Annotated in this window: 16 protein-coding genes; all 16 read left to right on the plus strand. The window is 59.1% G+C overall.

Features of this window, described 5'->3' with window-relative positions:
• Positions 1 to 9: 9 nt before the first annotated feature.
• The 16 genes from AB4Z11_RS11285 (at position 10) to AB4Z11_RS11360 (ending at position 10,106) form a co-directional block, all read left to right on the plus strand.
• On the plus strand, positions 10 to 597 hold the full coding sequence (locus AB4Z11_RS11285; protein ID WP_442025357.1) for a DUF3164 family protein: 588 nt from the start codon (positions 10 to 12) through the stop codon (positions 595 to 597).
• 2 nt (positions 598 to 599) lie between these two features.
• A complete protein-coding gene (locus AB4Z11_RS11290; protein ID WP_442025342.1) occupies positions 600 to 923 on the plus strand; it encodes a hypothetical protein in 324 nt (107 codons plus the stop codon).
• A gap of 37 nt (positions 924 to 960) precedes the next feature.
• Positions 961 to 1,401 carry a hypothetical protein gene (locus tag AB4Z11_RS11295; protein WP_442025343.1) on the plus strand — a complete coding sequence of 147 codons (441 nt, stop codon included), beginning with the start codon at positions 961 to 963 and terminating at the stop codon, positions 1,399 to 1,401.
• Entirely contained in the window at positions 1,398 to 1,838 is a 441-nt protein-coding gene (locus AB4Z11_RS11300; RefSeq protein ID WP_442025344.1) for a gp16 family protein, read from the plus strand. The genes AB4Z11_RS11295 and AB4Z11_RS11300 overlap by 4 nt, the downstream gene beginning before the upstream one ends.
• A 3-nt stretch (positions 1,839 to 1,841) precedes the next feature.
• Entirely contained in the window at positions 1,842 to 2,273 is a 432-nt protein-coding gene (locus tag AB4Z11_RS11305) for a Mor transcription activator family protein (protein ID WP_442025345.1), read from the plus strand.
• Positions 2,274 to 2,407: 134 nt separating this feature from the next.
• On the plus strand, positions 2,408 to 2,680 hold the full coding sequence (locus AB4Z11_RS11310; protein WP_442025346.1) for a putative holin: 273 nt from the start codon (positions 2,408 to 2,410) through the stop codon (positions 2,678 to 2,680).
• Positions 2,680 to 3,279, plus strand: a complete 600-nt coding sequence (locus AB4Z11_RS11315; protein ID WP_442025347.1) for a transglycosylase SLT domain-containing protein — start codon at positions 2,680 to 2,682, stop codon at positions 3,277 to 3,279. The genes AB4Z11_RS11310 and AB4Z11_RS11315 overlap by 1 nt, the downstream gene beginning before the upstream one ends.
• Positions 3,276 to 3,764 (plus strand): hypothetical protein, encoded by a 489-nt coding sequence (locus tag AB4Z11_RS11320; protein WP_442025348.1) that lies wholly within the window; start codon positions 3,276 to 3,278, stop codon positions 3,762 to 3,764. Before AB4Z11_RS11315 ends, AB4Z11_RS11320 begins: the two co-directional genes overlap by 4 nt.
• 9 nt (positions 3,765 to 3,773) lie before the next feature.
• A complete protein-coding gene (locus AB4Z11_RS11325; protein ID WP_442025349.1) occupies positions 3,774 to 4,019 on the plus strand; it encodes a TraR/DksA C4-type zinc finger protein in 246 nt (81 codons plus the stop codon).
• Positions 4,016 to 4,393, plus strand: a complete 378-nt coding sequence (locus AB4Z11_RS11330) for a hypothetical protein (RefSeq protein WP_442025350.1) — start codon at positions 4,016 to 4,018, stop codon at positions 4,391 to 4,393. Before AB4Z11_RS11325 ends, AB4Z11_RS11330 begins: the two co-directional genes overlap by 4 nt.
• Entirely contained in the window at positions 4,386 to 4,688 is a 303-nt protein-coding gene (locus AB4Z11_RS11335) for a hypothetical protein (protein WP_442025351.1), read from the plus strand. The genes AB4Z11_RS11330 and AB4Z11_RS11335 overlap by 8 nt, the downstream gene beginning before the upstream one ends.
• 9 nt (positions 4,689 to 4,697) lie before the next feature.
• A complete protein-coding gene (locus tag AB4Z11_RS11340; protein WP_442025352.1) occupies positions 4,698 to 5,237 on the plus strand; it encodes a DUF3486 family protein in 540 nt (179 codons plus the stop codon).
• Positions 5,234 to 6,742 (plus strand): hypothetical protein, encoded by a 1,509-nt coding sequence (locus tag AB4Z11_RS11345; protein ID WP_442025353.1) that lies wholly within the window; start codon positions 5,234 to 5,236, stop codon positions 6,740 to 6,742. Before AB4Z11_RS11340 ends, AB4Z11_RS11345 begins: the two co-directional genes overlap by 4 nt.
• On the plus strand, positions 6,739 to 8,316 hold the full coding sequence (locus AB4Z11_RS11350; protein ID WP_442025354.1) for a DUF935 domain-containing protein: 1,578 nt from the start codon (positions 6,739 to 6,741) through the stop codon (positions 8,314 to 8,316). Before AB4Z11_RS11345 ends, AB4Z11_RS11350 begins: the two co-directional genes overlap by 4 nt.
• Before the next feature lies 1 nt (position 8,317).
• Positions 8,318 to 9,562, plus strand: coding sequence for a phage minor head protein (locus AB4Z11_RS11355; RefSeq protein WP_442025355.1), 1,245 nt, complete (start codon positions 8,318 to 8,320; stop codon positions 9,560 to 9,562).
• A 31-nt stretch (positions 9,563 to 9,593) separates the two neighbouring features.
• Complete coding sequence (locus AB4Z11_RS11360; protein ID WP_442025356.1) at positions 9,594 to 10,106, plus strand: phage virion morphogenesis protein; 513 nt, start codon at positions 9,594 to 9,596, stop codon at positions 10,104 to 10,106.
• Positions 10,107 to 10,377 lie beyond the last annotated feature (271 nt).

Here is a 10,377-nt window from a genome sequence, read left to right on the forward strand (position 1 = left end):
ACCGAATACATGACCAATCCCAAAGGGCATTTGGTTCCCGTGTCACAGATCAAGGAAATTGACCTGATGCGTGACAAGCTGGTGATGGACATGGTGAGCAAGGCGCAGAAGATGTCCGACCAGCTGGCGCAGCTCAAGGGCGAACTGTTCGCGGACGTGCAGGCGTTCATCGAGTTGAGCGCGGGCGAATATTCCGTCAAGGTGGGCGGTGACAAAGGCAACGTCACACTGCAGTCCTATGACGGCAAATACCAGGTCAAGCGCGCCATCCAGGAAAGTCTGACGTTTGACGAGCGCCTGGTAGCCGCCAAGGCACTTATCGACAGCTGCCTGCAGCGATGGAGCGAGGGCGCCCAGCCAGAACTGCAGGTGCTGGTGCATGACGCATTCCAGGTAGACAAGGCGGGCAACATCAACACCGGCCGCGTGCTGGGTCTGCGTCGCTACAAAATCACTGACGAGGAATGGATGCGCGCCATGCAGGCGATTAGTGACGCAGTGCAGGTCAACGGCAGTAAGTCTTACATTCGCATCCTGGAACGCGTGGGCGACAGCGAGAAGTTTTCGCTGATTCCGCTGGACATCGCGGGGGTCTAAGCATGAACTGCAACTGCGTTAAAGAAGTGGGAACGAAGCTGGCGTCCGCCCCTTTCATCACAAAGCAGGCCGGCCAGGATATCCGCGCCGAATGCCAGGCCACGGGGCTGGCGGTGACGCGTGACATGAACATGGTCGCTGTTATCAATATCCCTTTTCGTATCCGTGGCACTGCCAAAGGTTTCAGCAGTGCCAAGGGCAAGGAAATGCCTTGCGTGGCCACCTACTGCCCCTTCTGCGGCAGGCCGGCAGGATACGGGAAATACGCCGTTGGTCAGGACGAAGGGATTGCGGCCGTGATGAAACCACTTGAAGGCGAGGCCTAATATGGCGACGTTAAATAAGGAAGTTAAGGAGTCAATTTTGACCGAGCTGTCGCAGCCATTGGGCGTGGTCATCCTGCGTTGCGATGGCCACGAAGTCACATTGACAGTTCAGCGCTTTAAGGCAATGGCGTACCGCGTAATGACCTATGTGAACGGCAAGTTTAACCAGGCTTGGTGTCACCCGAATGCCAAGGCGCCGGAAAGCAAATATCTGCGCAAATCTGTCCGGCAACTCTATTCCGCAAAAGAGCGCGAGCGCGCTCAGAAGGACTACGGGAAACGTATGGCGCGCAGCCTGGGCTATTTCGACTCGACATACACACTTTATTTGCCCGATTGGCCAAGTGGACGTTCTGCACTGTCACACCTGTGCCAGGTATGCGAAAGCGTTGAAGTGGAGTTCATGGGTTATGAAGCGTTGAAATCGATTGTCGCAACTGACGCGGCTATCRACCCRGCTGYCGGAGAGATTGCATGATCCGCAGCGCTGACCTGGCAAAAATCCACATCGCCAAAAAGCAGCTTGGCATGGATGACGCCACCTATCGCGCCATGCTGGCCGCCCATGGCGGCGTGGCTTCGGCCAAGAATTTAACGCATGACGGCGCTGCCAGGGTACTGGCGCACCTGCAGCGCTGTGGCTTCAAACCTGCGAAGGCCACGAACGCAGGCAGGCCGCGCCCACGGGTCGGCGGTGACCGCAAGGCACAGGTGCGCAAGATCGAGGCGCTGCTGGMTGATGCCGGCCGCCCCTGGTCTTACGCCGATGCGCTGGTTAAGAAGCTCTTTGCCACGACAGACAAGGTTGAGCGCGTTGAGTTCTGCAATGGCGTCCAGCTGGCCAAGGTCATCGCGGCCTTGGCAATCGATGCAACCCGCCGCGCCGCCAAGGCGGCCGGCGCTATAACGGAGTAGTTTATGGAAACCGATCTGTCCCACTTGCCACCGAGCGCGCAGCGCCTGGTAGGCATTATCGGTCTGCCCGCCACCTTGCTGCTGGTGGACCGGCATGGTGGCAAGGCCTTGCGCCTATACAAAACCGGCGAAAGCATCGAGCGATTAACCGAGGCTGTTGGCGCGATTGCTGCAGGTCAGCTGCTGAATCATTTCGGCAGCGATCCTTTCACCGTGCCGAAATGCCGCGATGCGCTGAACGATGTGCGCAATGCTAGAATCCACCGCGAATATGACCGCTTGACGCAAATTGAAAAGCGCTCTGGCCGCGACAGCGTGCATTGCCTGGTGGAGCAGTTCTGCCTCAGCGAGCGTCATGTATGGCGCGTCCTGAAGCAAACGACCCGTCAACCAAAGGTTGCGGTTGTCGATTCCCGTCAGTTAAGCCTTCTGTAAATTCCCCTCTCGCCACCGGCTGTCATCGGGCAGCCTCGCTGGCTCTTACGCGCGCGCGTACTCTGCAGATTCTCGCTCTCTCTTGAGCGATTTTCTTTAATCCGCCCCTGCTACTGCAGGAAAAGGTACGCGCAATGAAAAAAATCCGAATGGTCGAATGGCTGCTGGTAACAGTGGCCCTCATCGCCCTGGTGGCGTTGATGTCGCCAGTCCAGCTGCCCGTTATCATCTTCAAGACCGCGCAGGTAACCCTGAGCGGTTGGGTTGGCTACTGGTTTGACCGTGGCGTGGCACCGACCACCCGCCCGAACAACCCCGATCTGACGCCCATGGAGCGCTCCGCTGCGAGCATCCGCCGTGCGATCGTGATCGGCTTCGCCATGGTAGCAGGCGCGCTGGGGGCGTAATGCTGCGCCTACTGGTTCTCTGCTATCTGCTGTCCGCTAGCCTGGCCCAGGCTGCGACTATTCCTCGCGAATGCTTGCAATATCGCCGTGACCTGGTGCGCAATTCGCGCCAGGTGTTCGGCATGGACGCCCCAGTCGCCACGCTCGCTGGCCAGCTCGCCCAGGAGTCTGCCTGCAGGACTGATGCAAAGTCGGCCTATGCGTCGGGCCTTGCACAGTTCACGCCTGATACAGCCAGCTGGATTAGCGGACTGTTTCCTGAACTGGCGAACAATCAGCCAACCAACCCTGTCTGGGCCTTGCGTGCGCAATCGYGGTACATGCATCGCCTGATGACACAGGAGGCCGGCGAAACCGAGTGTGACCGCATGTGGTTTGCACTGTGGGATTACAACGGCGGCGCCGGCTGGACCAGGCGCGACCGCAGGGCCGCAGCCGCAGCCGGCAGGAATCCCGCACGGCATGACGACGTCGAGCCGTTTAACGCTGGCCGCGCACCAGCGATGTTTCGCGAGAACCGCAACTATCCGAAGGCAATCATTGGCCGCTGGCAGCCGCTGTTCATCGCTGCTGGCTGGGGCGCGGGGAGCTGCGTATGACTGCGCGCCTGGCATTGCTGCTGGCCATTCTCTGGGCCAGCACGCTCTTGTGGACCTACCGCTTTGCCGTCACGAACACGACCAATGCAGCAGCCGCGGAACAAAGCACGCAACTTGTCGTGGGCATCGAAAAGCACGACCAGAAAGCAAACGCCGGCCTGGCCGTCGAGACCAAGACCAGCGCGAAGCTTGCGCGGACTGAAGCCAATTTCCAGAAACTTGAGCAAAGGGTATTGAACTATGCACAAACACACGCTGGGGCTACTGATTGCGGCCTCGATGCTGACGGCCTGCGCACATGGGTTGCCGCCAACGCCGATGACGACGCCGGCACTGAACCCGCCAGCCCAACTGACCGACGACTGCCCGGACCTGCCGCCACCGCAGGACGGACGGATGACAAACCTGCTGAGCAACCATGTTCAGGTTGCGAAGCTTTACCACAAATGCCGGGAGCGTCTGCGAGGCCTGGCGCAGTGGATTAAGGACACGAAATGACCGATATCGCAGACAACGCGGTGCAAACCGAACAAGAGGCACGGGACCGCGCCCTGAAGGCCCAACAACAGCGCGCCGGCCTGCGCGACAAGACCGTAGCAGACTCTGCCGAGTTCTGCGAAGCATGCGGCGACCACATCATCCCTGCGCGGCGCGTCGCAATGCCAGGTGTGCAGACGTGCCTGGCATGCCAGGAAGAGCAGGAATATGCCCTGCGCGTTCACACGCGGGGCTATCCATGAAGGTGGAGCTGGAACTGTGGCACTTGATTGGTCTGCTCATTACGTGCGCTGGCGCCTGCTGGGCTGTCGGCCAGATGTTCTTCACCCAGTTTGAAAAACGCCTGTCCGAGCGGTTCAACGCCCAGGAGGCCGCCACCGCCGCCTCGCACAGCGACCTGCGCCAGACCATGCAGCAACACCTGGCCAAGGAAAGCAAAGTGCTGGACATGGTGCAGCAGCTGGAGCGTGAATTCCTGACCTGGCGCGCGGAACTGCCAAACCAATATGTCCGCCGCGAGGACTACATCCGCAACCAGACCATCATCGAAAGCAAGCTGGACACCATATCGTCCAAGATGGAAATTCTGCAACTGAAAGGCAAACACAATGATTGACCAAGCCAAGATTCGCCGTGAGGGTATGCGTTGGTATCTGCTGCTGACCCTGTATAACGCCCAGCCTGTTGGCTGCTACGAAGAACTGCTGCTGCAGACGCTGCAGGCGTTGTACCAGGACGCAACTCAGATGGATATCCGCAAGCAGCTGGACTACCTGGAGGAGCGCTGCCTGCTGGAAGTGCACCGCGAGCCGGATGGCCGCTGGTTCGCCAAGCTAATCCGCTACGGCATTGACCTGGTCGAATACACCATCGACTGCGAGCCTGGCATCGCACGTCCCGTTAAATCGTAAGGGGAGCGCATGCCGCCACGTTCAAAGGTCGAGCAGCTGCCGGCCGAACTGAAAGCCTGGCTCGATGCGCGCCTGGTCGAAAACGGGTTCTCCGGTTATGACGTGCTGGAGGCGGAAATTAACGACCGCCTCACCGCTGCAGGCGCTGGCTTCACCGTTGGGAAGTCCAGCATTCATCGCTATGGTGCTGATTTCAGTGATCGTCTGAAGGCGTTAAAGCTGGTCAGCGAACAGGCTAAGGCCGTCATCGAGGGCAGCCAGGACGATGAGGACGCTGTCAGCCAGGCACTCATCCGCATGACCCAGGAGAAGCTGTTTAACGTCGTCCTGGATATGCAGGTTGATCCGAAGTCCCTGGACTTGGCCAAGATGACGCGTGCCATCGCTGACTTGTCCCGCGCATCGATCAGCAATAAGCGCTTTGCCTCTGAGGTCAAAGCGCGCGCAGCTGCTGCCGCTGACGAAGTTGGTAAAGTCGTTAAACAAGCCGGCCTGTCGCCGGAAACCGCCGACTTGATCCGGCGCCAGATTCTGGGCATTGCCGGATGAGCGAGCTGGCACCTTTTGTTCTGCTGCCGTATCAGCAGCGCTGGATCGCTGACAAGGCGCCGGTCAAGGTCTGCGAAAAATCGCGCCGCGTTGGTCTGTCCTGGGCCGAGGCAGCAGATGCATCGCTGACTGCCGCATCGTCGTCGGACGCGGGCGGCGACGATACCTGGTACATCGGCTACAACCAGGACATGGCGAAGGAGTTTATCCGCGATGCTGCGTTCTGGGCCAAACACTACGGCCTGGCCGCGTCTGAAATGGAAGAATCCGTGTTCGTTGACGAGGACAAGGATATCGTCACCTTCGGCATTCGATTCGCTTCCGGCTTCCGCGTCACCGCGCTGTCCAGCCGACCATCCAACCTTCGCGGTAAGCAAGGTCGCGTGGTGATCGATGAGGCGGCATTCCACGATGACTTGGCAGGTCTCATTAAGGCCGCCATGGCACTGCTCATGTGGGGCGGCAAGGTCCGGATTATCTCCACGCATGAAGGCGACCAGAACCCGTTTAACGAGTTGATCGAGGACTGCCGCGCCAGCAAGCTGCCGTATAGCGTGCACCGAATTGAATTCAAATCGGCTATCGAGGATGGTCTATTTCAACGTATATGCTTGGCCACCCATCAGGTCTGGTCCCCCAAAGCCGAGGCCGAGTGGGTTGCGTCCATGTACGCCGTCTATGGTGATAACGCCAGCGAAGAGCTGGACGTTAATCCCAGCTCTGGCAGCGGTGCCTATCTGTCGCGCACGCTGGTGGAGAACTGCATGCAGGATGGCATCCCCGTCCTGCGCCTGGCGCTGCCGGATGAGTTTACGTTTCTGCCTGAGCGCATACGTCAAGCTGAAGCTGAGGACTGGTGCAAAGAGTTTCTGCTGCCGCTTCTGGCCAAATTGGACCCGAACCTTGACCACTACTTTGGTGAAGACTTCGCCCGCAGCGGTGACTTGACCAGTTTCTGGCCCTTGGTCGAAACCAAGGAGCTGAAACTGGTAACGCCGTTCCTGGTGGAGTTGCGCAATGTGCCGTTTGAACAGCAGAAGCAAATCCTGCACTACATGCTGGATCGTCTGCCGCGCTTCCGGGCCGGCGCCATGGACGCGCGCGGCAACGGTTCCTGGTTGGCGGAAGTGACGGCGCAGAAGTATGGCCAAGAGCGCATCGCCTGCATCATGTTGTCCGTCGAGTGGTACAGGGAGAACATGCCAGCCTTCAAGGCTGCATTTGAGGACCAGACCTTGACCATCCCGAAGGACGCCGACGTGCTGGCCGACTTGCGCCTGGTGCGCCTGGAGAAAGGCGTGGCCAAGGTGCCCGATACCGCACACACCAAAGGCAGCGACGGCCGCGCACGTCACGGCGACACCGCCATTGCACTGGCTCTGGCCACATACGCCGTATTCCGCATGGAGCCGCCCATGGCGATCTGTGAGGGATTTCAATCAATCGGGCGCCGTGGCCAGGCTGGCCGCGAAGACGCCGACTTACGCTCTAGGAGCATGTTGTGACCCAAATTCTTGACCATTACGGCCAGCCCATCGACCAGGGCAAGCTGAGAGAGCCGCAGACCGCGCGCATCACGACGCTGGAGAATCGGTATTTAACGCCGATGCTTAGCGGGCTGACGCCGGCACGTCTGCAGGCGGTCCTGCAGGCAGCTGACCAGGGATCGCTGATCGACCAGCACCGTCTGTTCTCTGACATGGAAGAGCGCGATGGTCACCTGTGCGCCGAGATGAGCAAGCGTAAGGGCGCCATCGTCAGCCTGCCGTGGGATGTCATTCCGCCCGAAAACGCCACCGCGCAAGAAAAGGCCGCTACCGACTGGGTACGCGAAGCGTTAAAGAACTGCGCGGACGCGATGGAAGACCTGCTGCTGTCGTCCATGGATGCGGTAGGCCACGGCTTCGCGCCAATCGAAATTGAATGGCGCCAGGAAGACGGCGAGCGCTTGCCTGCTTTCCATCCGCGTCCCCAGGAATGGTTCCAGCTGAACATGGGCAGGACCGCCATCACGCTGCAGGATGGCAGCGTAGATGGCGCCGCGTTGCAGCCATTCGGTTGGGTCATGCACAGCCCGACCAAGGCAAAGACTGGCTACGCCGGCCGCATGGGCCTCTATCGAACCCTGGTCTGGCCGTTCCTGTACAAGGCGTATTCCCTGGGTGACTTCGCGGAGTTCCTGGAGACTTATGGCCTTCCCATTATCATGGGTAAGTACAACAACAGCGCGACGGCGGCCGAGAAGGCATCCCTGATGCGGGCCGTGACAGCTCTTGGCCATGATGCCCGCGCCATCATGCCGGCGGACATGCAGATCGAGCTGCAGACCGCTGCCAGTGGCAGTGGCGAGTCCGGCCACCTGGCGATGATGGCCTGGGCAGATAAGACGGAATCCAAGGTCATCCTGGGGCAAACTTTAACGGCCGATACCGGCGCCAAGGGTGGCGGCAGCTTCGCACTGGGCAAGGTCCATGCCGAAGTGCGCCGCGACATCTTGCGCAGTGATGCGCGCCAGGTGGCCGCAACGATTACCCGCGACGTGGTATTCCCGATGGTGGTGTTAAACCGGCCTGGTGTGACGGCGTTACGCCGTTGCCCGCGCTTCGTGCTCGATGTAGAAGAGCCGGAAGACCTGGTGGCGTATGCTGACGCACTGCCCAAGCTGGTTGGCGTGGGCTTCAAAGTTCCCGTGGACTGGGCACATGAACGGCTGCACATTCCTCAGCCCACGGACGGCCAGGAGACGCTGCGCATTGCGCCGCAGGTGCTTCCGGCCGATAAGCCAGCGCAGGCAGCCCTTACAGGTGTGGTGACTATCGGCGCTGCGCCTGCAGCACCGCTACCCGATCCAACAGCTGATGCGACAGCGCAGCTGGTCAGCGAAGCGCAACCTGCTTGGGAGGCGGTGATGGCGGATGTCCTGGCAAAAGTTAACGCAGCCACCAGCATGGCTAACTTGCAGCGAGACCTGGTCGCAGCTTTCGGCGGAGTTCCCGAAGAGAACTTCGTTAAAATCATGCAGACAGCGTTTGCCGTAGCCGAACTAAAAGGCTTGAGCGACGTGCAAGAGGGGGCATAGCGTGTCAGTCACCGTTGCCAAATCCAAACCATTTAAGGAGCAGCTGGACTTCTTTAAGGCAAAGCTGAATCTGCCGACAGATCGCTGGGACGACATCATGCACGGCGCGCACGACCGCGCCTTTGTCGTGGCCGGCGCTGCGCAGGCAGACYTCTTGAACGATCTGCGGCAGGCAGTCCAGAAGGCCATCGAACAGGGCACAGGGCTGGACGAATTCCGTAAGGATTTCAGGAAACTCGTCCAGCGGCATGGTTGGACCGGCTGGACTGGAGAAGGCAGCGAAGCAGGGGAAGCCTGGCGCATGCGAATCATCTATCAAACTAACATTGCCACCAGCTACGCCGCTGGTCGCTGGAAGCAGTTGACTAATGCCAAGCTGCTTATGGTCGCGCCGTACTGGAAATACGTGCATTCGGATACCGTCGAACACCCTAGGGAACTGCACAAGTCTTGGAATGGATTGGTGCTGCCATATGATCACCCATTCTGGCAAACGCACTTTCCGCCCAATGGATGGGGCTGTCAATGTAGGGTGTTCGCAGTAGACCAGCGCGAATATGAAAAGGCGAAGGCCGAGGGGCGCGCCGAGGCTCCGCCCGGTTGGGATCAGATTGATCCGAAAACTGGTGCTCCCTTAGGCATTGACAGAGGGTTTGCATATGCACCTGGCGCGAACGCAGACAAGCCACTGCAGCAGCTAATAGATGACAAATTGGTGAAACTCGATGCGCCGATAGGTTCACAGCTCTATGAAGTGATGCAAACGCCCCTTCAGGCAGAGCGAAACGCCGCCCACCAGGATTTTGTAAATTCGGTCTTTGCCGACCCGGTTGTGCGCGGCCGTACCACAATTGCAGGCGCCATATCGCCTGACGTTCTCGCCTGGCTAGCCGCTAACAAGAACATCGTGCCGGCCAGCGCGGAGATCGTCTTGAAGGACGGTCTTTTGCTTGAGCAAGCTGGCGTGCGCAGTGAGTTTGTCGGCGAGACGTTGGCTATTCAGGATTGGACTGGCCTGTTAGAAGGCTTGGCCAGCCCAGCCCAAGTGTTGTTTGATACGAATAGCGGCATGCTGCTGTATATCTTAGGAACGGCGGGAAATAGCCAACAGAAACTTGCCATCGAACTGGATTACAAGGTCGCAAAGCGCGCTGGAGCGTTAAACAAGATCATCTCGGCGTTTAAGCTATCGGATGAAAAGATCGCGGCAGCCATTTATGACGGACTGCTGCAAGTAGTGAAGTGAGCGGCTGATGGATCAAGTGCAGAGGTAATCGATGTCAACGTATATTGAAGTCAAAGCCGACCAGGTACAGCACGCGCTGGCCCAGCTGCTGGAGCGAACAGGCGACGTAGAGCCGTTCTTTCGGCGCATTGGCGAAGCCTGGCTGGACCGCATCCATACGCGTTTTGAGACCAGCACAGGCCCGGATGGTACGCCATGGGCGACTAACAGCCCGGTAACCATTGCCAGGTACATCGCCTCTATGGGGGGCAAGAGCAAGGGCGGCAAGGCAGCACTACCAGGGAAAAAGCCGCTGATCGGTGCGAGCCGGCGCCTGATAAGTTCCTTTCATTTCGACGCCGACGCCGAGAGCTTGACCATTGCATCTGTGGTGCCTTATGTATTTATGCAGCACTTCGGTGGGACCAAGCTGCAGTTTCCTCACCTGTGGGGGGATATTCCTGCCAGGCCTATGCTTCCGATCCAGGGGGATGGCACGCTGTACCCGCAAGAAGAGACCGAAATAATCGAGATGCTGCAGCAGTACCTGGTGCCGGATCAATAGGTATAGTGTCGAACGGCGGCGCCRGGAAATTTCTGGCGCCGTGGCCATAAAACGTGGAAAATACTCGCAGCAGGTTAGAGCGTTTTTTTAGGATAAGCCTGCGTCTATCCCCGGCTTCGATGCGTTCCAAGCTTTTAACGCGTCATTAACGCCCCTCCTGCGCCTTCGCGCGCGCAAGAACACTCCTTCAAAACCAATATAGCCCAGCGGCTGTCATCGGACAGCCTTACGTCAGCATGGTCCGGCCGTCATCATCGGTCCACCATGAAAC

Origin of the sequence: Pseudoduganella sp. RAF53_2 (assembly GCF_052113985.1) — a bacterium.
Taxonomy (GTDB): Bacteria; Pseudomonadota; Gammaproteobacteria; order Burkholderiales; family Burkholderiaceae_D; genus Rugamonas.